The 23,378-nt window shown below is 71.4% G+C and carries 22 protein-coding genes and 2 tRNA genes; 10 read left to right on the top strand and 14 right to left on the bottom strand.

The features are described from left to right. Positions 1 to 137: 137 nt before the first annotated feature. The 4 genes from rsrA to KM933_RS01645 all read right to left on the bottom strand — a co-directional run bounded on the left by rsrA (position 138) and on the right by KM933_RS01645 (position 3,025). On the bottom strand, positions 138 to 563 hold the full coding sequence (rsrA, locus tag KM933_RS01660) for a mycothiol system anti-sigma-R factor (RefSeq protein ID WP_260332907.1): 426 nt from the start codon (positions 561 to 563) through the stop codon (positions 138 to 140). Continuing rightward, on the bottom strand, positions 560 to 1,240 hold the full coding sequence (sigR, locus tag KM933_RS01655) for an RNA polymerase sigma factor SigR (RefSeq protein ID WP_221347948.1): 681 nt from the start codon (positions 1,238 to 1,240) through the stop codon (positions 560 to 562). The genes rsrA and sigR overlap by 4 nt, the downstream gene beginning before the upstream one ends. Before the next feature lie 278 nt (positions 1,241 to 1,518). Beyond that, complete coding sequence (locus tag KM933_RS01650) at positions 1,519 to 2,205, bottom strand: alpha/beta hydrolase family protein (protein WP_221348111.1); 687 nt, start codon at positions 2,203 to 2,205, stop codon at positions 1,519 to 1,521. A gap of 4 nt (positions 2,206 to 2,209) precedes the next feature. Continuing rightward, a complete protein-coding gene (locus KM933_RS01645) occupies positions 2,210 to 3,025 on the bottom strand; it encodes an SOS response-associated peptidase (protein WP_221347947.1) in 816 nt (271 codons plus the stop codon). A 168-nt stretch (positions 3,026 to 3,193) separates the two neighbouring features. Here KM933_RS01645 and KM933_RS01640 point away from each other — a divergent pair, with 168 nt between their 5' ends. From KM933_RS01640 to KM933_RS01625, 4 genes are all read left to right on the top strand, one after another. After that, positions 3,194 to 3,916 (top strand): M50 family metallopeptidase, encoded by a 723-nt coding sequence (locus KM933_RS01640; protein WP_221347946.1) that lies wholly within the window; start codon positions 3,194 to 3,196, stop codon positions 3,914 to 3,916. Between the two features lie 287 nt (positions 3,917 to 4,203). Continuing rightward, entirely contained in the window at positions 4,204 to 5,520 is a 1,317-nt protein-coding gene (gene aroA / locus KM933_RS01635) for a 3-phosphoshikimate 1-carboxyvinyltransferase (protein WP_221347945.1), read from the top strand. Between the two features lie 16 nt (positions 5,521 to 5,536). Beyond that, positions 5,537 to 6,547, top strand: a complete 1,011-nt coding sequence (gene rsgA, locus KM933_RS01630) for a ribosome small subunit-dependent GTPase A (RefSeq protein WP_221347944.1) — start codon at positions 5,537 to 5,539, stop codon at positions 6,545 to 6,547. Positions 6,548 to 6,681: 134 nt separating this feature from the next. Next, positions 6,682 to 7,005: a DMT family transporter gene (locus KM933_RS01625; protein ID WP_221347943.1), complete on the top strand. Its 324-nt coding sequence runs from the start codon at positions 6,682 to 6,684 to the stop codon at positions 7,003 to 7,005. Positions 7,006 to 7,057: 52 nt separating this feature from the next. Here the strand turns inward: KM933_RS01625 and KM933_RS01620 are convergent, their stop codons facing one another. After that, positions 7,058 to 7,669 (bottom strand): TetR/AcrR family transcriptional regulator, encoded by a 612-nt coding sequence (locus KM933_RS01620; protein ID WP_221347942.1) that lies wholly within the window; start codon positions 7,667 to 7,669, stop codon positions 7,058 to 7,060. A 317-nt stretch (positions 7,670 to 7,986) separates the two neighbouring features. Here KM933_RS01620 and hisN point away from each other — a divergent pair, with 317 nt between their 5' ends. Then, the gene (hisN, locus tag KM933_RS01615; protein WP_221347941.1) at positions 7,987 to 8,787 is read left to right on the top strand and encodes a histidinol-phosphatase; all 801 of its coding nucleotides are present in this window, start codon (positions 7,987 to 7,989) and stop codon (positions 8,785 to 8,787) included. Positions 8,788 to 9,069: 282 nt separating this feature from the next. After that, positions 9,070 to 9,462, top strand: a complete 393-nt coding sequence (locus KM933_RS01610) for a CBS domain-containing protein (RefSeq protein ID WP_173894834.1) — start codon at positions 9,070 to 9,072, stop codon at positions 9,460 to 9,462. A 92-nt stretch (positions 9,463 to 9,554) separates the two neighbouring features. On the opposite strand, the gene KM933_RS01605 is transcribed toward KM933_RS01610, so the two are convergent. Next, on the bottom strand, positions 9,555 to 11,024 hold the full coding sequence (locus KM933_RS01605) for a catalase (RefSeq protein ID WP_221347940.1): 1,470 nt from the start codon (positions 11,022 to 11,024) through the stop codon (positions 9,555 to 9,557). 125 nt (positions 11,025 to 11,149) lie between these two features. Here KM933_RS01605 and KM933_RS01600 point away from each other — a divergent pair, with 125 nt between their 5' ends. After that, on the top strand, positions 11,150 to 11,566 hold the full coding sequence (locus tag KM933_RS01600; RefSeq protein WP_173894832.1) for a Fur family transcriptional regulator: 417 nt from the start codon (positions 11,150 to 11,152) through the stop codon (positions 11,564 to 11,566). Positions 11,567 to 11,696: 130 nt separating this feature from the next. Here the strand turns inward: KM933_RS01600 and KM933_RS01595 are convergent. The 4 genes from KM933_RS01595 to KM933_RS01580 form a co-directional block, all read right to left on the bottom strand. Next, positions 11,697 to 11,770, bottom strand: a tRNA-Met gene (locus KM933_RS01595). Between the two features lie 203 nt (positions 11,771 to 11,973). Beyond that, positions 11,974 to 13,773 (bottom strand): tetratricopeptide repeat protein, encoded by a 1,800-nt coding sequence (locus tag KM933_RS01590; RefSeq protein ID WP_221347939.1) that lies wholly within the window; start codon positions 13,771 to 13,773, stop codon positions 11,974 to 11,976. Positions 13,774 to 14,082: 309 nt separating this feature from the next. Next, a tRNA-Met gene (locus KM933_RS01585) sits at positions 14,083 to 14,156 on the bottom strand. Between the two features lie 44 nt (positions 14,157 to 14,200). Continuing rightward, positions 14,201 to 17,221, bottom strand: coding sequence for a UPF0182 family membrane protein (locus KM933_RS01580; RefSeq protein WP_430727264.1), 3,021 nt, complete (start codon positions 17,219 to 17,221; stop codon positions 14,201 to 14,203). A 116-nt stretch (positions 17,222 to 17,337) separates the two neighbouring features. On the opposite strand from KM933_RS01580, the gene KM933_RS01575 reads away from it, so the two are divergent. Beyond that, positions 17,338 to 17,895, top strand: a complete 558-nt coding sequence (locus KM933_RS01575; protein ID WP_221347938.1) for a PPA1309 family protein — start codon at positions 17,338 to 17,340, stop codon at positions 17,893 to 17,895. 27 nt (positions 17,896 to 17,922) lie between these two features. Here KM933_RS01575 and KM933_RS01570 read toward each other — a convergent pair whose 3' ends face one another. The 4 genes from KM933_RS01570 to KM933_RS01555 form a co-directional block, all read right to left on the bottom strand. Continuing rightward, on the bottom strand, positions 17,923 to 19,017 hold the full coding sequence (locus KM933_RS01570; RefSeq protein WP_221347937.1) for a YlbL family protein: 1,095 nt from the start codon (positions 19,015 to 19,017) through the stop codon (positions 17,923 to 17,925). Between the two features lie 73 nt (positions 19,018 to 19,090). Next, entirely contained in the window at positions 19,091 to 19,255 is a 165-nt protein-coding gene (locus KM933_RS01565) for a hypothetical protein (protein ID WP_221347936.1), read from the bottom strand. Between the two features lie 106 nt (positions 19,256 to 19,361). Beyond that, positions 19,362 to 19,823, bottom strand: coding sequence for a molybdenum cofactor biosynthesis protein MoaE (locus tag KM933_RS01560; RefSeq protein ID WP_221347935.1), 462 nt, complete (start codon positions 19,821 to 19,823; stop codon positions 19,362 to 19,364). Positions 19,824 to 20,030: 207 nt separating this feature from the next. Beyond that, complete coding sequence (locus KM933_RS01555) at positions 20,031 to 21,194, bottom strand: SDR family oxidoreductase (protein WP_221347934.1); 1,164 nt, start codon at positions 21,192 to 21,194, stop codon at positions 20,031 to 20,033. Positions 21,195 to 21,384: 190 nt separating this feature from the next. On the opposite strand from KM933_RS01555, the gene KM933_RS01550 reads away from it, so the two are divergent. Together KM933_RS01550 and KM933_RS01545 are read left to right on the top strand one after the other, a co-directional pair. Further along, the gene (locus tag KM933_RS01550; RefSeq protein ID WP_221347933.1) at positions 21,385 to 22,794 is read left to right on the top strand and encodes a zinc-dependent metalloprotease; all 1,410 of its coding nucleotides are present in this window, start codon (positions 21,385 to 21,387) and stop codon (positions 22,792 to 22,794) included. Beyond that, positions 22,791 to 23,312 (top strand): NUDIX hydrolase, encoded by a 522-nt coding sequence (locus tag KM933_RS01545; RefSeq protein WP_221347932.1) that lies wholly within the window; start codon positions 22,791 to 22,793, stop codon positions 23,310 to 23,312. Before KM933_RS01550 ends, KM933_RS01545 begins: the two co-directional genes overlap by 4 nt. The last annotated feature ends 66 nt before the right edge of the window (positions 23,313 to 23,378 follow it).

Genomic DNA, 23,378 nt, shown 5'->3' with positions numbered 1-23,378 from the left:
TATCGGAGAGAACCGGCACCAGAACGGCCACCCGCGACCGGCCGCGCCGGAGTCCCGGATCTCAGGAGCCTCCAGGGGCCGGGGCCGGCCCATGGCCCCGGGGCTTCATGCCCGGCAAGCCCGGGGCGTGGAAGCCGTCAGCCCTCGGCCGCGGCACCGCGGGTGTCGCCCGCACCCCGGGTGTCGGCGGTACCACGGGTGTCGGCGGTACCGCGGGACTCGACGGCACCACGGATGTCCACGGCACCACGGGCGTCCACCACCGGGCGGGCCTCCGCGGACGTGACCTCCTGCTCGGGCACGGCCTGCCCCGAGCGGATCAGGTCGATACGGCCCATGACCTTCGCCCGCAGGTCGGTCGGTACGTCGTCCTGACCGCAGCACCGCTTGACGAGCTTCTTCACGGCCTGCTCCAGGCCGTACTTCTCAAGGCACGGGGAGCACTCCTCGAAGTGCACCTCGAACTTGGTGCAGTCGGCATCGGGCATCTCGTGGTCGAGGAACTCGTAGAGATGATCGAGTACTTCACTGCAGTCCGTCTCGTGCGGCTCTCCGCAGCTCATGAGCCCGAGCCTTTCGTTCCGTCCGACTCTCCGGCGCCCGCCGGGACCAGGCCGCGGTCCTTGGCGTAGTCCTCGAGCATGCCGCGCAACTGCCGACGGCCCCTGTGCAACCGGGACATCACCGTACCGATGGGTGTCCCCATGATGTCCGCGATCTCCTTGTACGCAAAGCCCTCGACGTCCGCGAGGTAGACGGCGATGCGGAATTCCTCGGGGATCGCCTGCAGCGCGGCCTTGACGTCCGAGTCGGGCAGGTGGTCGAGCGCCTGCGTCTCGGCGGAGCGCAGACCGGTCGACATGTGCGACTCGGCGCGCGCCAGCTGCCAGTCCTCGATCTCCTCGGCGGCGGACCGCTGGGGCTCGCGCTGCTTCTTGCGGTACGAGTTGATGAACGTGTTGGTGAGGATCCTGTACAGCCACGCCTTGAGATTGGTGCCCTCACGGAACTGGTGGAAGGACGCGTACGCCTTCGCGTACGTCTCCTGAACCAGGTCCTCGGCGTCGGCCGGGTTCCGCGTCATGCGCAGCGCGGCCGAGTACATCTGGTCGAGGAACTCCAGCGCGTCCCGCTCGAAGCGCGCGCTGCGCTCGGCGGTCGACTCACTGCTGCCCGTGTTCCCGGGCTGCTCCGCCTGGCCGTTTTCGGTCCCTGCGTCGGTCCCTGTGACCGGACCCACCTCCTCCAGAGTCTGGGCGGGCCCGAAAGCGGTCCCACCTGAATCGGAGAATAGACGACCGGTGGTCTCGGCGGCTTGCCGATCCGGTCCGCCCACCGCCCGCACAGGGACGGTCTTCGCCGCGTGCAGCACCGACCACTCCAGGTCAGCACGGCTGCCACGGCTCGGGCAGATGGTCGAACCCATGCGGCGGACTTCCTCTCGTACGACGTCTCGCACCACGCGTTCCGTGGCGTCTGATCCGCACAACAGTGGTCCGGTACACATCATTCCCGGGGTCACCCGAGTGACGGAACCCACTCCAGGACGCCGTCGGTGAGGATCGCCAGAGCCCCCTCCCGGTCGATCGGGGCGCGCTTGGGGACCGCGAACCCGTGATCGCCGTACGGCACCTCGACGAGTCGGTACGGACCCCTCGTGGTCCCGTGCCGGAACTCCGGCGGGAACTCCTCAGGACGCCCGAACGGGTCGTTGCCGCCCTGCACGACGAGCGTGGGCACCCCGGCGCCCAGGAGTTCACCGGCGCGCGACTTCTCCGGTCGGCCCGGCGGGTGGAGCGGGAAGCCGAGCGCGAGGACGGCGTGGGCGCCCAGTTCGGCGGCCGTGCGGCAGGCGACCCGGGCTCCGGCGCTGCGGCCGCCCGCGACGACGGGGAGTCCCGGTGCCGTCAGCGCCGGCCACAGGCCCCGCCACCCCGCGTCCAGCGTCTTCGGTGCGGGTGCCAGCTTCTTGCCCGCCACCCGCCAGGGCTGCTCGACGAGGGCCACGGTGACGCCGTGCGCGGGCAGTTCCGCGGCCAGTGCCCGCAGGTCGCACGCCTCGATCCCGCCGCCCGCGCCGTGGCCGACGGCCAGCACCAGCCGTGCCTTCTCCCCGCCCCGGTACCAGGTGATCCGGGCCGTGCCCACACCGGTCCCGACCGTCTGGACCGTCCCGGCCGTCTCGCTGTTCTCCGTCACATGCATCACGTCAGAAGAGTGTGCCCTCCTCCGGCGCCTCCAGCTCGTGGACCAGCTCCGGACCGTTGTTGCGGACGCTGCTCACCGCCGTGGAGACGGGGTACGCCCGCATCAGCCCCTCCGGCGGCGGCGCGAGCAGGGAGCGCACCTCCTCGACGTCCGTGCGGGAGGGGTCGAGCCAGGCGTCCCAGCGGTCCGGGGTGAGCATGAGCGGCATACGGGGATGGATGTCGGCGAGGGAGCGCGGGCCCTCCTTCGGCGCGACCGCGAGCGGGGAGGTCTCCGCCTCCGTGGTGATGACGGAGCACGTCACCCACCAGGCCCGCGGGTGGTCGTCGGGCAGCGTCTTGTCGCGCCAGAACTCGTACAGCCCGGCCATCGCGAAGACGGAGCCGTCGGCGGGGAGCACGAAGTACGGCTGCTTGCGGGGCCGCTTCTTCTTCCCCTCGACCTCCAGGTCGCGCTCGGCGCTGCCGGTCACCCACTCGTAGTAGCCGTCGGCGGGGACGATGCAGCGCCGGGAGGCGAACGCCCGCCGGTACGAGGGTTTCTCGTGGACGGTCTCGGCGCGGGCGTTGATCATCCGGGCGCCGCCCTCGGGCGTCTTCGACCAGGAGGGGATGAGCCCCCACTTGAGCCGGCGCAACTGCCGAACCGGCCGCGGGTCCTCGGCGTCCTTCACAGGACGGTCCAGGACCGCGTAGACCTCCTTGGTCGGCGCCACGTTGAAGTCGGGCTCCAGGGCTTCCTCCGGATCCCACTTCCCGATCTCAAAGATTCCTGCGAGATCCTCGGGCCCACGACTCGATGCATACCGTCCGCACATACATGCCAGACTGCCAGGCCCGCCCGCCGCCCGACCACCTCATCCCGACGACCGCGCCGTGTGCCGCACGCCGTACTCCACGTGTCACACGCCGCACGCCACGTGTCACGCGCCACATGCCACGCGCCCACCCTCATCGACTTCGCGCCAAGGGAGCCGAAACCGCTCATGGACAGCACCGCCGCCACCTCGCTGGCCACCCTCTGGGACGAGGTCTTCGGAAGCCAGCCCGACCCCGACACCTGGGTCGTCGTGGCCACGATGGCCGCCGCGCTCGCCGTGATCGTCCCGCACCCGGTGTGGCGGCTGTCGCGCAACGCCATCACCATCGCCCACGAGGGCGGCCACGGTCTGGTCGCGCTTCTCACGGGCCGCAGCCTCGACGGCATCCGGCTGCACTCCGACACCAGCGGCCTGACCGTCAGCCGCGGCAAGCCGACCGGTCTCGGCATGATCCTCACGGCGGCGGCGGGCTACACGGCTCCCCCGCTGCTCGGCCTCGGCGGTGCCGCGCTGCTGGCCGCCGGTCACATCACGGCCCTGCTCTGGCTGGCCACGCTGCTGCTCGTGGCCATGCTGGTGATGATCCGCAACGCGTACGGCGCGCTGACGGTCCTCGTCACCGGCGCCACCTTCGTGGTGGTGTCCTGGCTGGCCGGTCCTCAGGTACAGGCCGCGTTCGCGTACGCCGTCGTCTGGTTCCTGCTGCTCGGCGGGGTCCGTCCGGCCTTCGAGCTCCAGGCCAAACGCATGCGCGGCGGAGCGGGCGACTCGGACGCGGACCAGCTCTCCCGCCTGACCCACGTACCGGCGGGCCTGTGGCTGTTCCTCTTCCATGCGGTCTCCGTCTGCTCCCTCCTGGGCGGCGGAAGGTGGCTGCTGGGCCTGTGACGGGACACAGCCCCTCGGCGGCGAAGCCCTCCCGGCGGAGGCGGGGGAACCGTGGGGACCCGTGCGGCCCCCGGTGGCAAAGCCCTTCGACGGGCGCGGGGAATTGCACGGCCAACCCCGTCCGGCCCGTATCGCCCCCTGTCCGGCCTGTATCGCCGCCCGCCTGGCCCGTATCGCCCCCGTCCGGCCCATATCGGCCCCGTCCGCCCGCACCCGGCACGCCCCGGTCCGGCGGCAGCCGTTTCCCGGCCAAACCCAGCGGGGCGAACCCCCACTAAAGTGAGGGCATGCCCGTTAACCCCGCCCACACCGCCCTCTGGCCCGCCCCGCACGCGAGCGGCGCCGTCGACGCGACGGTCCACGTGCCCGGGTCCAAGTCGGTCACCAACCGCGCGCTCGTCCTCGCCGCCCTCGCGGCCGAGCCCGGCTGGCTCCGCCGTCCGCTCCGCTCCCGCGACACCCTCCTGATGGCCGGTGCCCTGCGGGCCATGGGCGTCGGTATCGAGGAGGGCGTGGGCCCCGACGGCTCCGGCGAGGCATGGCGCGTCATCCCCTCGGGCCTGCAGGGCCCGGCCACCGTCGACGTGGGCAACGCCGGCACGGTGATGCGCTTCCTGCCCCCGGTCGCCGCGCTGGCCGACGGCCCCATCCGCTTCGACGGCGACCCCCGCTCGTACGAGCGCCCGCTGACCGGTGTGATCGAGAGCCTGCGCGCCCTGGGCGCCCGGATCGACGACGACGGCCGGGGCGCGCTCCCGCTGACCGTGCACGGCGGCGGGGCGCTGGAGGGCGGCCCGGTGGAGATCGACGCGTCCTCGTCCTCGCAGTTCGTGTCGGCGCTGCTGCTGTCCGGTCCGCGCTTCAACCAGGGCGTGGAGGTACGGCACACCGGTTCGACCCTGCCGTCCGTGCCGCACATCCGGATGACGGTCGACATGCTGCGCTCGATCGGCGCCCAGGTGGACACCCCGGAGTCGGGCGGCGAGCCGAACGTCTGGCGGGTCACACCGGGCGCGCTCCTCGGCCGGGACCTGACGGTCGAACCTGACCTGTCGAACGCACAGCCGTTCCTGGCGGCCGCCCTGGTCACCGGGGGTACGGTCGTCATCCCCGACTGGCCCGCCCGCACCACCCAGCCGGGCGACAGACTGCGCGAGATCTTCACCGAGATGGGCGGCTCCTGCGAGCTGACCGACCTGGGGCTCAGGTTCACCGGATCGGGCTCGGTCCGCGGCATCGACGTGGACCTGGGCGAGGTCGGCGAGCTGACCCCGGGCATCGCGGCGGTCGCGGCGCTCGCCGACTCCCCGTCGACCCTGCGCGGTGTGTCCCATCTGCGGCTGCACGAGACGGACCGCCTCGCAGCGCTCACCAAGGAGATCAACGAGCTCGGCGGCGACGTCACCGAGACCTCCGACGGCCTCCGCATCCGCCCGCGCCGGCTGCACGGCGGGATCTTCCACACCTACGACGACCACCGCATGGCCACCGCGGGCGCGATCATCGGCCTCGCGGTCGACGGCGTACAGATCGAGAACGTGGCGACGACGGCGAAGACCCTGCCGGACTTCCCCGCCCTGTGGACCGGAATGCTCGGGAACTGACGGGCGGACCGGGATCATGCGCCGTTACGGCAAGCACACCGACGAGGACGACATCCGCGAGCGCCCGAACCGCAAGGGCAACCGGCCGCGGACGAACATCCGTCCCAAGCACGAGGACGCGGCGGAGGGCCTGGTCCTCACCGTCGACCGGGGCCGGCTGACCTGCCTCGTCGAGGACCGCGTGGTCTTCGCCATGAAGGCGCGCGAACTGGGCCGCAAGGCCGCGGTCGTCGGCGACCGGGTGGCCATCGTCGGCGATCTGACCGGCAAGAAGGACACCCTGGCCCGCATCGTCCGCATCGAGCCGCGCACCTCGGTCCTGCGCCGCACGGCCGACGACGACGATCCGTACGAGCGGGTGGTCGTCGCCAACGCCGACCAGCTGGCCATCGTCACGGCCCTCGCCGATCCGGAGCCGCGCCCGCGCCTGATCGACCGCTGCCTCGTGGCGGCGTACGACGGCGGCCTCGACCCGGTCCTCGTCCTCACCAAGTCGGACCTCGCGCCCCCCGACGAGATCCTGGAGCTGTACGGGGCCCTGGGGGTCCCGTACGTCGTGACGAGCCGCGCGGAGCTGGAGAGCGGCGAGGCCGTGGACCGCGTGCGCAAGCAGCTGGACGGCAAGATCACGGCGTTCGTCGGGCACTCGGGGGTCGGAAAGACGACGCTGGTCAACGCGCTGGTGGCACACGAGCGGCGGCGGTCCACGGGCGTGGTCAACGCGGTGACCGGCCGTGGCAGGCACACCACGACCTCGGCGCGCGCGATCCCGCTGCCGGACGACGGGGGATGGGTGGTCGACACACCGGGCGTACGGTCCTTCGGGCTGCACCACGTAAACCCGTCGAGGGTGATCAAGGCGTTCCCCGACCTGGAGCCCGGCACGGAGGGCTGTCCGCGGGCGTGCAGCCACGACGAGCCGGACTGCGCGCTGGACGGGTGGGTCGCCGAGGGGCACGCGGACCCGGCCCGGCTCTACTCGCTGCGCCGGCTGCTCTCGACGCGGGAGCGGCACGAGGGTGACTGATCCCGTGTGACCTGGGTGTCGCTCCACCCCGGATGCTGTTTTGACCTGGGTGTTGTTTGCTTTCCCGCCGCGACGGTAAAGGCATAATCGCACCAATCCGATCCAGGCGGTCACGGAGCGTGGGAGGGCATCACATGGCGTGGCTGCTGGTGGTCGTGGCGGGATTCCTGGAGACGGGGTTCGCCGTCTGTCTCAAGCTCTCCCACGGCTTCACGAGACTCTGGCCGACGGTCGCCTTCTGCGTCTTCGCACTGGGCAGCTTCGGCCTGCTCACCCTGTCCCTGAAGAAGCTCGACGTGGGCCCCGCCTATGCGGTGTGGACGGGTATCGGCGCGGCGGGCACCGCCATCTACGGCATGGTCTTCCTCGACGACCTGGTGTCCACGCTGAAGATCGTCTCGATCTCGTTCGTGATCATCGGGGTCATCGGCCTGCAGTTGTCGGGCTCGTCCCACTGACCCGGTCCCCCGGCCTGCTCCGTCTCCCTGCCGCTCCGCGCCGCGGACGCCGTCAGACCACGGACCGCACCGTGGCCAGCGCGTCCCGGACCAGCCCCGCCGTACCCCCCTCCCCCACCGGCGCCAGCACGCACGACACCCCCAGCCGCACGGCGAGCTCACAGACGCGGGCCAGCTCCGCCGCCTCGGACTTCGACCCGCCGGGCGCGACCAGCGAGGCGACCGCCCGGTCCCGTACCAGCGCCACGAAGTCGCCGGGCGAGGGCAGTGGCCCGTCGGCCCGCCGCTGGGCCGGCACGGCCGAGGACGACGGCACGGCGGACAGGGTCGGCGAGGGCAGCCGCTCCCCCCAGCACCCCGTGAGCATCGCCCGCACCAGCGCGTTGCCCCGCGCCGCGGACGCCGTCCACTCCGCCGCGGCGGCCAGCCGCTCCCGGGGCTCGGGCCGGCTCACCAGGGCCCGCTCCACCCCGGCGAGATAGGCGTCCGCCTCCCGCCGTACGAGCGCCCGGGCCAGGCCCTCCTTGCTGCCGAACTCGTTGTAGAGGGTCTGCCGGGACACTCCGGCGACGGCGGCGACGTCGACCATCCGCACGGCGGACCACGGACGGCGTCCGAGCGCCGTGTAGGCGGCGTCCAGTAGGGATTCCCGCGCTGCAGGCATCGTCGCCTCCCGGGGACGATCGGCTCTGCGCATCAGAGTTGACGCGTGCGGAGGCACTGTCAAGACTTCGCGCCGTGCCGTGGGCTCACGGCGCTCTCAGAGGGCGCGACGCCTGAGGAGCGCCCCCACACGGACGCCCCCGTGGACGGCCCGTGGACACTCCTGCGGGCACTCGTGCGGACACCCCTGCGGGCTCCGTCGTACGCGTCTCCCCGGTGCGCGGCCGGCCGTGCCGGTGCGCGGCCGCGCACCGGCACGGCGCCCTCCCCACAGCCCCGCCCTTCTTCCCGCGACCCGCGGACCGGTACCGTTCACGCATGCCCGACTACCGCGATGACCTGCGCCTCGCCCATGTCCTGGCGGACGCCGCCGACGCCGCGACGATGGACCGGTTCAAGGCACTCGACCTCAAGGTCGAGACCAAGCCGGACATGACCCCGGTGAGCGAGGCCGACAAGACCGCCGAGGAACTGATCCGCGGCCACCTCCAGCGGGCACGGCCGCGCGACGCGATCCTCGGCGAGGAGTTCGGGGTCGAGGGCACGGGCCCCCGCCGCTGGGTGATCGACCCGATCGACGGCACCAAGAACTACGTACGCGGTGTGCCCGTCTGGGCCACGCTCATCGCGCTGATGGAGGCGGGCGAGGGCGGTTTCCAGCCCGTCGTCGGCGTGGTCTCCGCCCCCGCGCTGGCCCGTCGCTGGTGGGCGGCGAAGGGCCACGGCGCGTTCACCGGCCGCAGTCTGTCGTCCGCGTCCCGGCTGAAGGTCTCCGGGGTGTCGCACATACGGGACGCCTCGTTCGCGTACTCCTCGCTGAGCGGCTGGGAGGAGCGCAGCCTGCTGGACGGCTTCCTGGACCTGAGCCGCGAGGTGTGGCGCACGCGCGCGTACGGCGACTTCTGGCCGTACATGATGGTGGCCGAGGGCTCGGTCGACATCTGCGCGGAGCCCGAGCTGTCGCTGTGGGACATGGCGGCCACCGCGATCGTGGTGACCGAGGCGGGTGGTTCCTTCACCGGCCTCGACGGCCGCCCGGGCCCGCACAGCGGCAACGCGGCGGCGTCGAACGGCATCCTGCACGACGAGCTGCTGGGATACCTCAACCAGCGCTACTGAGACGCACGGATCGGCCGGCGCCGACGGGACGCACGGATCGACCGGCGCCACCGGGACGTGTGGATCGACCGGCGCCGACGGGACGTGTGGAGTCGCCGGGGTGCAGGGGCCCGATGCTCACGCCCTGGGCCACCGGGCACGCCCCGGACCGTCCGCGCACGCCCCGAACCGCCCACGCCCGCCCTCTTGTTGACCCTCCCTTCGGCTGCGACTCTGAGAGTCCCCCCACTTGTGAACTTGTGAATCCGTTAACGAACGGATTCCTAGGAGGTGGCTCCGTCCATGCTCGTCCGTGACGCCATGAGCACGGTGGTCCTCACCATCGGCCCCGCCCACACCCTCCGCAAGGCCGCCGCCCTGATGTCCGCGCGCCGCATCGGTGCGGCCGTGGTCCTCGACCCCGACGGCAGCGGGATCGGCATACTGACCGAGCGCGACATCCTCAATTCCGTCGGCCTGGGCCAGAGCCCGGACACGGAGCGGGCACACGCCCACACGACCACCGCCGTGGTGTTCGCCACCCCGACCTGGACACTGGAGGAGGCCGCCCGGGCCATGGCGCACGGCGGCTTCCGCCATCTCATCGTCCTCGACCGCGGCGAGCCGGCCGGCATCGTCTCGGTCCGCGACATCATCCGCTGCTGGGCACCGCTCCGTCAGCCCGCCCCGGCCTGAGGACGGGTAAACGGGTAAAACGGGCGGGCCGGACCCCCCTGGTACGGGGGAGGTCCGGCCCGCCCTCCACGGCAAGCGTTCCAGTGCCGGTGTCAGCCGCGCAGTGCCTGGACCGCGACCTCCAGCCGCTTGCCGAAGTCCGCGTCGGCCTGACGGAAGTTGCTGATCGCGCGCTCGGCGATGTCGTCGCGCGAGACCTTGGAGATGAAGCCCGCCAGGTTGCCGACCAGCCGCTCCTTCTCGTCCTCGGACATCAGCCGGTACAGGTTGCCCGCCTGCACGAAGTCGTTGTCCTCGGAGTGGACCGGCGCCTCGGTGTTGCCGGTGACCCCGGTGACGGAGGTTGACCCCCACAGCGGGCGGTCCGTCTGGAACGGGCCGCCGAAGCTGTTCGGCTCGTAGTTCTTCGCGGCCCCGTGGCGGCCGTCGTACAGGAAGCCGTCACGGGAGTGCGTACGCGCCTCGGTGGCGTGCGGACGGTTCACCGGCAGGTGGTCGGCGTTGATGCCGACGCGGTAGCGGTGGGCGTCGCCGTACGCGAAGAGACGGCCCTGGAGCATCTTGTCGGGCGAGGGGCCGATGCCCGGAACGAAGTGCGCGGGGCTGAAGATGCTCTGCTCGACCTCGGCGAAGACGTTCTCCGGGTTGCGGTTGAGCTCCAGCCTGCCGATCTCGACCGGCGGGTAGTCCGCGTGCGGCCACACCTTGGTGAGGTCGAAGGGGTTGAAGCGGTAGGTCGCCGCCTCGGCCGCCGGCATGATCTGCACCTGCACCGTCCAGGACGGGAAGTCGCCGCGCTCGATCGCCTCGCGCAGGTCGCGCTGGTGCGAGTCGGGGTCGAGGCCGGAGACGTTCACGGCCTCCTCGGTCGTGAGGTTCTTGATGCCCTGGTCGGTCTTGAAGTGGTACTTGACCCAGAAGACCTCGCCGGCCTCGTTGTTCCACTGGTAGGTGTGCGAGCCGAAGCCGTCCATGTGGCGGTACGAGGCGGGGATGCCGCGGTCGCCGAACAGCCACGTCACCTGGTGGGTGGATTCGGGCGACAGTCCCCAGAAGTCCCAGACGTTGTCCGCCTCCTGCGAGCCGGTGTACGGGTCGCGCTTCTGGGTGTGGATGAAGTCGGGGAATTTGATGGCGTCCTTGATGAAGAACACCGGGGTGTTGTTGCCGACGAGGTCGTAGTTGCCCTCCTCGGTGTAGAACTTCAGCGCCCAGCCGCGCGGGTCCCGGACGGCGTCGGCGGAGCCGAGGCTGCCGGCGACCGTCGAGAAGCGCAGGAAGGTCTCGGTCTGCTTGCCCACCTCGGAGAGGAAGGCGGCACGCGTCCACTGCGAGACGTCACGGGTGAGCGTGAAGGTGCCGTACGCGCCGGCTCCGCGGGCGTGCACGACCCGCTCCGGGATGCGCTCGCGGTTGAAGTGGGCGAGCTTCTCCAGCAGGAGCTGGTCCTGGACGAGGACGGGGCCGCCGACGCCCGCGGTCTCGCTGTTCTGGTTGTCGGCCACCGGCGCGCCGGCCTCCGTCGTAAGCGGTCCCTGCGTCACGTGCGCCTCCTGCGTCATTCCTGCTGATCCTGTCCCGTGGCCTGAGCCGAGCTCGATCCTACAATAGACATTGTCTAAGTCAATTCACGCTCCAAAGTCACACCTGTTCGTGATCTGGGCCGGGTAGCTGTTAGGCTGTGCTCATGAGCGACCTGTTGGAACGACTGCGCGGACGCGGCTGGCGCATGACCGCGCAGCGGCGTGTCGTGGCTGAGGTCCTGGAGGGCGACCACGTGCACCTGACGGCCGACGAGGTGCACGCACGCGCCGTCGTGAGGCTCCCGGAGATCTCCCGGGCGACCGTCTACAACACCCTGGGCGAGCTGGTGTCGCTCGGCGAGGTGCTGGAGGTCGCCACCGACAAACGCGCGAAGCGGTACGACCCGAACGCGCACCGGCCGCACCACCACCTGGTCTGCGCCCGATGCGGCGCGATCAAGGACGTGCACCCGGGCGGCAACCCGCTGGCGGACCTCCCCGACTCCGAGCGCTTCGGCTTCACGGTCTCGGACGTAGAGGTGACGTACCGCGGAGTGTGCCCGACCTGCGCGGCGGCCTGACGCACCGACCTCCCCGCAGCCCCGGCCCTGCGGCCGGGGCTTCTCGGCGCACACAGGCCGGAGCGGGTGAACACGCACATACACCGAAGGCCCGGAACCATTGATCTGGTTCCGGGCCTTCGGCCTTCAGTAGCGGGGACAGGATTTGAACCTGCGACCTCTGGGTTATGAGCCCAGCGAGCTACCGAGCTGCTCCACCCCGCGGCGATGAACTGAACAGTACGTCACCCCACCGACCAGCGCAAATCACTTACGTCACCCCACCGACCAGCGCAGATCACTTACCGGCCGTCGCCGGTCCTCCTGGCGGTCCCCCACCGGTTCTCCCGGTCCTCCCGGTGTTCGAGAAGGAGAGCCGGGTCCGGCACGCTCCCGGCAGCGGCGCGCGGCCCCGCGCGCCTCGCCCGTCACGCGGACAGCTCCTGCCGCAGCGCGTCCCGCAGCCGCGCCGCCCGCTTGGACACCCCTTCCGGCCCGAGCGACACGGCCCGGTCGGCCCACCGCTGGCCCTCCGCCAGCTCACCACGACGCGCGTAGACCAGGGCGAGCCGCAACGCCGCCCGCCCGTGTCCCGCGTTGGCGGCACGGGCCCACCACAGGGCGGCCTCCGGGTCGCTGCCCTCCCGGGCCAGCAGCAGCCCCAGGTTGAACGCGCCGTTGCGGGATCCCGCCTCCGCGGCCTCCCGGTACCACCGGGCCGCCTCCACGACGTCCCCGCGGGCGGACGCCAGCATGCCCACCCGCACCTGGGCCCGCCGGTGCCCCTGTGAGGCGGCCCGCTCGTACCACTCCTCGCACTCGCTCTTCTCGTGGGCCGGCTCCCCCAGCTCGTGCGCGGGCGCGGGCGGGCGCCGGGCGTCGAGCAGGGTCGCCAGCCGGTAGGCGCCCTCTGCGCTGCCGCCTCCCGCGGCGCACCGCAGATGCCGCTCGGCGGCCGCCTCGTCGCCGTCCCGGAGCCGGGCGATCCCGACCTGCAGCGCGGCTTCGGCGTGCCCGGCGGCAGCGGCCCGCTCGTACCACCTCAGGGCCGCCGCGTCCTCGCCGCGCCCCGCGTGCAGGATCCCCAGGTTGAACGCGGCGTCGACGCTGCCGGCCTCCGCCGCCTTGGAGAACCACGGCTCGGCGCCGGCCGCGTCGCCGACCTGGAGCAGCAGGATGGCCAGGGCGTTCGCCGCCTCGCGGTGCCCCGCGTACGCCGCCCGCCGGTACCACTGCTCGGCCTGGGCGGTCCGCTCCTGCTCGGCGCAGAGCAGTCCGAGGTTGTACGCGCCGTTCACGTCGCCCGCGTCCATCGCGGCCCGGTACCAGCGCTCGGCGGTCTGCGTCTCACCCCGCTCGGCGTGCAGCGCGCCCAGCGCGTTGGCGGCGTTCCCGTCGCCGTCCTGTGCCGCGCGCAGCCACCACACGGCCGCGCTCTCGGTGTCGCCCGCGTCGCGCAGCAGGAACCCCAGGGCGCAGGCGGCCCGCGCCTCGCCGTCCTTGGCGGAGGTCAGGTACCAGCGCCCCGCCTCCTTGAGGTCCCCGCGCTTCTCCAGGATCGTCCCGAGGTGCAGGGCGGCCCGGCGGTGGCCTCGTGCGGCGGCCTGCCGGTACCACTGCTCGGCGGCCTCGCCGGCGGTCTCCGCACGACCGGCGCCGGTCGCGTCCGTCCGCGCGGCCGTACGGTCCAGTGCGCGCGCGAGCCGGTAGGCCGCCTCGCGGTGCCCGCGCTCGGCGGCCGCACGCATCCAGTCCTCGGCACGGGCGTCGCCGCGGTGCTCCAGCAGGTCGGCGAGCGCGTACGCGCCCAGGGCGTGGCCCTGCTCGGCGGACTGCCGCAGCCAGTACTCGGCGGCGGGCTCGTCACCGCGCTCGCGGTGGTGCCGGCCGAGGGCGTGGGCGGCGGCCGCGGAGCCCGCGACGGCGGCGATCCGCCACCATCCGGCGGCCTCCTCCGCGTATCCGCGCTGGTGCAGGAGGACCCCGAGGTTGTTGGCGGCGGCCCGGTCACCGGCCGCGGTGGCAGCGCGCAGCTGGGGCTCGGCCCCGTCGAGATCGCCGCGGCGGAGCAGCATGGCTCCGAGGACACTCATCGCCTCGACATCGCCCTGTTCCGCGGCGAGCCGTCGACGAGCCTCCTCGGCAGCCTCGCCGGTTTCGTCCCGATCGGAAGGCTGCACAAAACGCCCTGTATCCAACAGAGTTGCCTTGTCCCCCATAACGTCCATCGTCGCACCACCTACAGCCTGGGTACACCTGGTATACCGCAGTCAGTGAGGTCACTTCAGCGTTTTGTCGACATGCCCACAGAGAGACAAGTGAAACACAATTCGTGCAACTCCCTCCGCGCCGCGCGCCCTTCACCGCGGCAGCACTGGTGAGCGAGGAGCACACGCGCACGGTCCGCTGACGGTCTTCGTCAACGGCCCGCACGAGTCAGCACACGACCCACACACGCGGCACGACTCACACACTCGGAAGGACCCGCACACGCGGAAGGACCCGGATCCTTGAGGATCCGGGTCCTTCGACTTCAGTAGCGGGGACAGGATTTGAACCTGCGACCTCTGGGTTATGAGCCCAGCGAGCTACCGAGCTGCTCCACCCCGCGCCGTTGTGTCCCAACCGTACCACGGCGCGGGGAGGGCTCCTGACTCAGCTGCTGTCCGGACTCCCGGTGCTGTCGGGACTGCTGCTCGGGCTGCCGCTCGGCTTGCCGCCCTCCCCGGCCTTGTCACCGGAGCCGCCGGGCTTGTCGCTGCCGCCCGTGCCCTCGCCGGCCGCCGCTTGCGCGTCCTCGGCCCGCTTCAGCGCGTCCTCCAGGTCCTTCTGCGCCGTTCCGTACGCCTCCCAGTCGCCCTTCTTGAGGGCTTCCTGGCCCTGGTCGAAGGCCTTCTGGGCGTCGTCGAGCGCTTCCTGGACGGTCGGGTCGTCGGACGTCGGCGGCGGCTTCGTCCCGCCGTCGTCCTCGCCGTCGCCCTCGCCCTCGTCCGGTGGTTCGGTGGCCGAACCGTCCGCTCCGAAGACCTTGTCGAGCGCCTCTTCCAGGGTGTCCTCGAAGGCCGTCGAACCTCCGTAGGTCACCAGCACCTTCCGTAGCAGCGGGTACTTCAGGCCGCCGCCGCGCACGTAGACGGGTTCCACGTAGAGCAGGCCCCCGTCGAGCGGCACCGTCAGGAGGTTGCCGTACTCGACCTCCGAGTCACCGCCCCGCAGAAGTCTGATGGACTCGGCGATGGAGGGCTCGGAGTTGAACTGGCTCTGCACCCGTTTCGGTCCGTCGACCGTTCTGCCGGTGGGCAGTTTGAGGATGCTGATCTTGCCGTAGTCCCCCGTGCCCGCTTCGGCGTTGACCGACATGAAGGCGCTCAGGTTGTCGCGGCCGTTCGGGGTGAGCGTCGTCGTCAGGGAGAACGCCTGGGAGTCCTCGCCCGGCATCTTCATGCTGAGGTAGTACGGCGGTACGGCGTTGCCCGACTTGTTGGTCGGGTCGTCCGGGACCTGCCACACCTCGCTGCCGCTGAGGAACGTCTCCGCGTCCTTCACGTGGTAGCGGGTCAGCAGCTCGCGCTGGACCTTGAACAGGTCCTGCGGGTACCGCAGGTGGTCCATGAGGGCCTGCGGGATGTCGGTCTTCGACTTCACCGTGCCAGGGAACGCCTTCTTCCAGGTCTTCAGGACCGGGTCCTTGGTGTCCCACTCGTACAGGGTGACCTCGCCGGTGTACGCGTCGACGGTCGCCTTCACTGAGTTGCGGATGTAGTTGACCTGGTTCTGCTGGGCCACCACCGCCCGCTGGTTGTTGGCGGCGGTGAGCGAGTCGGCCGTCGTGTCGCCGAGAGTGGTGCGCGAGGCGTACGGGTAGCCGTTGGTCGTCGTGTACGCGTCGACGATCCACTCGATCTTGTTGCCGACGATCGCCGGGTAGGCGTCGCCGTCGATGGTCAGCCAGGGGGCCACCGCCTCGACGCGCTCCTTGGGCGTGCGGTTGTAGAGGATCCGCGACCCCTCGCCGATCGCGCCGGAGTAGAGGATCTGCGGCTCGCTGAACGCCACCGCGTACGCCGCCCGGTTGACCGGGTTCTCCAGGTTGACGCCGCTCCTGCCCCTGTAGCTGGTCGTCTTCTCACCGGTGTCGTCGGAGTAGTCGATCTCCTTCTGGGGACCGCCGACGATCGAGTACTGGCTGGTCTTCTCGCCGTAGTAGATCCGCTGCTGGTACTCCCCGAGGTCGCCCTTGGAGGGCAGGTCGTACTCGGTGAACTCCGGGCGGCCCTCGGCGTCGGCGTTGGTGCCCTTGGCGGCGACCGCTCCGAAGCCGTGCGTGTAGCGGAAGTGGTCGTTGATCCAGTTGTTCTTCGGGATGCCCTGGAGGTTCAGCTCGCGCAGACCGATGACGGTGTCCTGGTCCTTGCCGTCCTTGCTGTAGCGGTCGACGTCCAGGTTCGACGGGAACGCGTAGTAGTTGCGCACCTGCTGGAGCTGCTGGAACGTGGGCGAGACGACGTTCGGGTCCAGGAGCCTGATGCTCGCGGCGCCGTCGGCGTCGTCGCGCAGCGTCGTCTTGTCCTCGGTCGTGCTCGTGCCCGCGTACTCGGTGACCTCCGTGCCGGTGATCCCGTACGCGTCACGGGTCGCCTTGAGGTTCTTCTCGACGTACGGCGCCTCCTTGGCCTGCTCGTTCGGCTGGACCTGGAACTTCTGGACGATCGCCGGGTACAGACCGCCGATCAGGATCGCCGAGAGCACCATCAGTCCGAAGCCGATGACGGGCAGCTGCCAGGTGCGCCGCCACAGCGTGGCGAAGAACAGCACGGCGCAGATGACCGCGATGCAGAAGAGGATCGTCTTGGCCGGCAGGTAGGCGTTGGCGTCGACGTACCTCAGGCCCGTCCAGTTGCCGGTCGCCTTGAAGTCGCTGGACTTCACCGCGAGCCCGTACCGGTCGAGCCAGTACGCGACCGCCTTCAGCGCGACGAAGATCCCCAGGAGCACCGAGAGGTGGCCGGTGGCCGCGGCCGTGGCGCGCGCTCCGGGGCTGGTGACGCGCAGTCCGCCGTAGAGGTAGTGCGTCATCGCCGCGGCGATCAGGGAGAGGATCGCGGCCGCGAAGCCGAAGCCCAGCATGAAGCGGTACCAGGGCAGGTCGAAGGCGTAGAAGGACACGTCGAGGTGGAACTGGGGGTCCTTCTGGCCGAAGGGCACCCCGTTCACCCACATGAGCCAGGTACGCCACTGGCCCGCCGCGGAGGCGCCCGCGATCAGTCCGACCAGGGAGGTGATCCCGAGCAGGATCCACTTCTTGTAGGGGGCCACGCCCATCCGGTAGCGGTCCAGGCTCTGCTGCTCCATCGACATGGCGCTGAGCGGCGGCCGCAGCCGGTGGGCCAGCCAGATGTTCACTCCGATGGCCACGGCCATCAGCAGTCCGAAGACGAAGAACAGGCCGATCTTCGTCCACAGGGTGGTCGTGAAGACGGAGGAGTACCTCACCGACCGGTACCAGAGCCAGTCCGTCCAGAACCCCGCGAACATGACGAAGGCCATGGCCAGAACGGCCAGTACGCCCAGTGTCATGAGCAGGGTCCGGACGCGCCGGGACGGTCGGCCCACTCTCATCCGCGGCCCTGTCGGGCCTCCGCCGCGGTCCGGCATCTGGAAAGCCAAGGTGCGCACCTCGAAGTTCGCTGTTGGTGTTCGGGGGCCCCGCAGACGCCGGGCCACATCTATGCAACTTACTGATGCTTTACCTGGTTCCCGCTTCGGGGGCCGAACGAGGCAGGATTGTGACCATGTCCAACACCGCCTCCTCAGGCACCCCCATGGCGGCCGGGCCCCTGACCCGTGCCGTCCTCGAAATCGACGAGTACGTCTCGGGGCTCGGCTGGGACCAGCCCGCCCGGCTCTTCGCCCTGGTCGACACCGCCCGGCTGCGCTCCCGGGAACCGGGACTCGCCGAGCGGCTGGGTCTGACCGAAGACGTGCCCGAGGGCACCCTCACCCCCATCGAACAGGACGAGCTCCCGGCGGGCAGTCCGCTGGACGAGTTCCTCGGCACCATCGCGTGGCCGGACGCCGTGGTCGGCTGCGCGCTGTCCGTGGAGCGGCTGATGCTGCCGCCGTCCGCGGAGGCGTCCGTACCGGACGGTCTCGACGAGGCACGGCTGGCGAAGTGGGTGGCCGAGCACCCGGAGCGCCAGGAGGTCCGGATGACCGTGGCGGTGCTGCGCGACGGGAAGCGCGATTCGGCCCTGCGGCTGCGCGAGAAGGACTCCGCGACCGACGTGCTCACCGGCTCCGACCTCGTACCGGGCCTGGCGGAGGCGCTCACGGCGACCTTCGCGGAGTAGTCCGGCCGGCCGCGGCCTGCCGGTGCGTCAGCTCCTGGCGCATTTCGGCAGGCCGTCCGTGTCGCCCGCGCGGATGTCGTCGAGGGCGCTCACCGCGTCGTCGATGGTGTCGACCTCGACGAGCGTGAGCCCGTCGGGGACGTCACGGGCGGCGGTCGCGCAGTTGTCCTTCGGCGTGAGGAAGTACTGGGCGCCCTTGGCCCGGGCGCCGACCGTCTTCATCTCGATGCCGCCGATCGGGCCCACTTTCCCGGCGTCGTCGATGGTGCCGGTACCGGCGACGAACCTGCCGCCGGTCAGGCTTCCCGGGGTGAGCTTGTCGACGATGCCGAGGGCGAACATCAGACCGGCGCTGGGGCCGCCGACATCGGCGAGCTCGATGTCGATGGTGAACGGGAGGGTGTGGTCGGTCCCGGCCGAGATGCCGACGATCGCGCGCTCCTCCCCGCTGTCGTCGGACTTGGTCGTGGTGATCGTGACGTCCTCGGTGCGGGTCGCCTCCCTGTCCGCCTTCTCGGCGGCGGCCTGCTCCTTGGCGGGCACGACCGTGAAGACGACCTTCTCGCCCGGCTCGTGCTTGGTGACCAGCTTCGCGACGTCGTCGTACGCCTTCACCGGCGTGCCGTCGACGGCCTTGATCACGTCACCGGCGTGCAGTCTGCCCTCGGCGGGGGTGTCCTTGCCGACGGTGGAGACGATCACCCAGGACTTCACCGGGATGTCCAGCTCCCTGAGGGCCGCGACCTTGGCGCTCTCCTGGGACTGGCTGAACTCCTCGGCGTTCTCCTGGGTCGACTGCTCCTCCGTCTTGCCGTTCGGGTAGAGCGTGTCGTGCGGGACCACCTTGTTGTCGTGCGCCAGCCAGCCGTACACGGCTTCGACGAGGTTCATGTTGTAGTCGGCGCTGGTGACCCGGACGGTGGTCATGTTCAGATGGCCGCTCGTCGCGTAGGTCTTGCGGCCGGAGATCCGGAGCACCGGCTCGCCGCCGTGCTCGCCGAGCGTGTTCACCGTCGGACCCGGCGACATCTCCGAGTACGGCACTTTGATGAAGACTCCCGCGCACAGGAGCGCGATCAGCATCAGGGTGGAGGCGAGCATCGTCGCGGTGCGGCGTGGCATGGAACGACAGTACGGGAACCCACTGTCAACGCACCGTCGGGGCCGCCCGTCCGAGGGCCCCGACGGCGGCCGGTCAGACGTCCGAGTGCGTCCGCTCCATGGCTTCGCGGAAGCGTGTGTAGCCCGCGAGCTCGTGGCCGTCACCGATCGTCTTGCGATTCCGTCCTGCCCAACTCCCCCAGGCCCCGGCACCGATCGCGGCCAAAAGCGGAATCAGCAACCAGGCGAGCGCCGCCATGCCGACCTCCCAACCCCACATGAGCCACCGCAACTGACTGATCAGCAGATTAACCATCCGCTTGTTCAACGCTCACGGCAGGGGTCGGGTTACGCAACCGGAGCGGTCAGCAGGCGCCGACCCACTCCTCCGTGCCGTCGGAGAACCGCTGGTGCTTCCAGATCGGGACCTCGTGCTTCAGGTCGTCGATCAGCTTCCGGCAGGCTTCGAACGCCTCCCCGCGGTGCGGGCAGGAGACGGCGACGACCACCGCGAGATCCCCCACCCGGAGATCGCCGGTCCGGTGCACGGCGGCGAGCGCCCGCACCGGGTACTCCGCGACGACCTTCTCCGCGACGCGCCGCATCTCGGCCTCGGCCGTGGGGTGGCAGGAGTAGCCGAGGGCGTCGACGTCCGCGCCCCCGTCGTGGTTGCGCACGGTCCCCACGAAGAGCGCGGTCCCTCCGGAGGCGTCGTCGCCGACGGCCCGGAAGACCTCGTCCAGGGAGAGCTCGGTCTCCCGGATCGCGAGCAGCTTGACGGGGTTCTGCGCGGCCTGCTCGCCGGGGTGCTCGTTCATGGGTGCCATGCTCCCATCGTGCCCCACCCGGCCGGCCCCGTGGAACAGCTTTCCGCCGCACGCGCGCGTGGGGCGTTCCTGATCCGTACGCGCGCGTGAGCCGCGCCGGAGCCTCCGTGCGGAAGCGCCACGGCCCTGCAGGACGCGCAGGACGACAGGACGCGCAGGACGGCAGGACGCGCTGGAGCGCCTTCCGCCGTCGGACGCGGGCCCGTCTCAGATCCGGCGGCGGACCTTGCGCGCCCGCCGCACCAGCGCGGCCGTGCCGAGCAGGGCGACCGTCGCCCCCGCGGCGCCCGCGGCGGTGGCGTCCTTGCGCCCGAGCCGCCGTCCGGCGACGGTGTGCCGGCCGGCGACCTCCCCGAGGAGTTCGGCGAGGACCTCCTCATTGGTCCACCGGGGCCGCCACCCGGCATCGTGCAGCCGGTTCCCGCTGACCACCCAGGGATACATCGTGTACGCGAGGTCCCCGGCCGGCGACGGGGTGAGCCCGATCCGGTGGAGCCGGGCCGCGGCGCCCAGGGCGACCGCGGACGGCAGCTCCATCCGCCGGATCCCGCTGAGCTCCTCGACCTCCTCCTGCTCCAGCCATCCGTCGCAGCCGACGGCCAGCTCCCCCTCGACCTTCTCCAGGGCCGCGTACTCCAGAGCCGTGCACAGGTCGTCGATGTGGCAGAACTGCCAGGCGGGCCGGGAGCCGGCCACGACCAGGAGCCGCGGCGACTCGAAGTACCTGGTCAACGCCGTGTCGGTGCCTCCGACGAGTACGGCCGGGCGCACGACGGTGACATTGAGCCCGGGATGCGCGCGGGGCGCCCGACGGGCGAGCCGCTCGACCTCCAGCAGGTCCCCGACGCCGGTGGCCTCCGCGGTGGCGCGCAGTTCGGCGTCCTCGGAGAGGGGCAGCTCGTTGTCGGGCAGCGCGCCGTAGACCATGGCCGACGTGCACAGCACGACACGGTGGACCCCGGCGGCCGCGGCGGCCGTGAGCACGGTCTGGGTTCCCCGCACGTTGTACGCCGTACGCGCCGCGGCGTCCGTCTCCAGGTCGAGGTCGAGCGCGAGGTGCACCACGACGTCCGCCCCGCGCAGCTTCTCGGCGATGGCCGGGTCCCGGACGTCCAGGATGTGCCACTGCGCGCTGTCGCACTCGCCGCGCCGTTCGTCGATGGCGACGACCTGCTTGACCTCGCCGCCGGCGGCGAGCCGCTCGGTCAGCATCGCGCCGATGCCGGCCGCGGCGCCGGTGACCGCGACGACGGGGCCGCGGCCGGCGGACGGTCTCTCCGCTCTCGCCGCGGACGTCGCGGGGCGGTGTTCGGGTTTCGGTCGGGCCGACGGGTTTCGCGCTGCGCGAACCTGTGGATCTGGGGAACTCACCGGGCGTCTCCAGCGGTTGTCTTCGGTAAGAACGCGAGTGACGCGTACGTACCAGGTGGCATCCATCCTGCCGCAGCCGCCGAGTCGGCGACGCACCGAGGCCCGAACCGGTTGTGGTGTCTACGCTGGGTGGTGATGCAGGGCAGCCGCCGTCGGAGCGAACCGGCGGCCTTAACAGCCGAGGAATCCCGTGAGTGACACCCCATTCGGATTCGGCCTTCCGCCGGAGGAGCCGGAGAACGGCGACGAGGGCAAGAAGAAGGACCAGCAGAGCGGTGGTGGTCAGGGACCTGCCAACCCGTTCGGTTTCGGGCCCGGCGGACCCGGCGGACCGGGAGGCGACAATCCGCTCGCAGCCATGTTCGGTTCGCTGAACCCCAACGACCTGGGCGCCGCGTTCCAGCAGCTGGGCCAGATGCTCTCCTACGAGGGCGGGCCGGTGAACTGGGACATGGCCAAGCAGATCGCCCGCCAGACGGTCTCCCAGGGCACCTCCGACGGCACGAAGGACTCCAGCGTCGGCCCCGCCGAGCGCACCGCGGTCCAGGACGCCGTGCGACTGGCCGACCTGTGGCTGGACGACGCGACGTCGCTGCCCTCCGGTGCCGCCTCCGCGGTGGCCTGGAGCCGCGCGGAGTGGGTCGAGGCCACCCTGCCGGTGTGGAAGGAGCTCGTCGACCCGGTCGCCGAGCGCGTCGGCGCGGCCATGGGCGACGTCCTGCCCGAGGAGATGCAGGCCATGGCGGGCCCGCTGCTCGGCATGATGCGCTCCATGGGCGGAGCCATGTTCGGTACGCAGATCGGGCAGGCCGTCGGTGTGCTCGCGGGCGAGGTCGTCGGCTCGACCGATGTGGGCCTCCCCCTCGGCCCGGCCGGCAAGGCCGCGCTGCTCCCGCTGAACATCGAGGCGTTCGGCAAGGACCTGGGGATCGCCCAGGACGAGGTGCGTCTCTACCTCGCTCTGCGCGAGGCCGCCCACCAGCGGCTCTTCGCCCACGTGCCGTGGCTGCGCTCGCACCTGTTCGGCGCCGTCGAGGGGTACGCGCGCGGGATCAAGGTCGACACGGCGAAGCTGGAGGACGTGGTCGGCCAGTTCGACCCGCAGAACCCCGAGGAGCTGCAGCAGGCGCTTCAGCAGGGCATGTTCCAGCCGGAGGACACCCCCGAGCAGAAGGCCGCGCTGGCCCGCCTGGAGACGGCGCTCGCGCTCGTCGAGGGCTGGGTGGACGCGGTGGTGCACTCGGCCGCGAAGCCCCGCCTGTCGTCCGCGGACGCGCTGCGCGAGACGCTGCGCCGCCGTCGTGCCACGGGCGGCCCCGCCGAGCAGACCTTCGCCACGCTGATCGGCCTGGAGCTGCGGCCGCGCCGGCTGCGGGACGCCTCGCGCCTGTGGGCCTCGCTGACGGACGCGCGCGGGGTCGACGGCCGGGACGGTCTCTGGGAGCACCCGGACATGCTGCCGACCGCCTCCGACCTGGACGACCCGGACGGCTTCGTGCACCACGAGCAGCCGGACTTCTCCGAACTCGACAAGCTGCTCGGCGAGGCGGCGGACGGGTCCCGGGGCGGCGTCGAGGACAAGGGCGACGACGACAAGTGACCCTGTACGACGAAGCCGTCCTGGTCCTCAAGGGCGTCGGGGGACAGGACGAGCTGCGCCATGCCTACCTCGCCCATCTGGAGGCCCATCCGGACGGCATGTGGAAGGCGTGTACGGCAGGGCACGTCACGGCGAGCGCCCTGGTCGTCGATCCCGGCCGGGGCAGGGTCCTGCTGACGCTCCACCGGAAACTGCGGATGTGGCTCCAGATGGGCGGACACTGCGAACCCGGGGACGCCACCCTGGAGGCGGCCGCCCTGCGGGAGGCCACGGAGGAGTCGGGCATCGCGGGTCTGACGCTGCTCCCGGGCGGCCCCGTACGGCTCGACCGGCATCCCATCCCGGCGCCGTGCCACTGGCACTTCGACGTGCAGTACGCGGTCGTGGCCGAGCCGGGCTCCGTCCAGACGATCAGCGACGAGTCCCTGGACCTGCGCTGGTTCCCCTACGAAGAGGTGTCCCGGGTGGCCGACGACTCGGTGGTCCGCCTCCTGGAAGGGACACTGGCGAGGCTCTGACGGGCTGCCCCTGCCGGGCGCCCCGGCAGGGGCAGCCCGTCAGGGGCGCGGGGAACTGCGCGCTCA

The organism is Streptomyces beigongshangae (genome assembly GCF_019710745.1).
GTDB classification, from domain to species: Bacteria; Actinomycetota; Actinomycetes; order Streptomycetales; family Streptomycetaceae; genus Streptomyces; species Streptomyces beigongshangae.
This window is presented reverse-complemented; position numbering and strand designations above follow the sequence as displayed.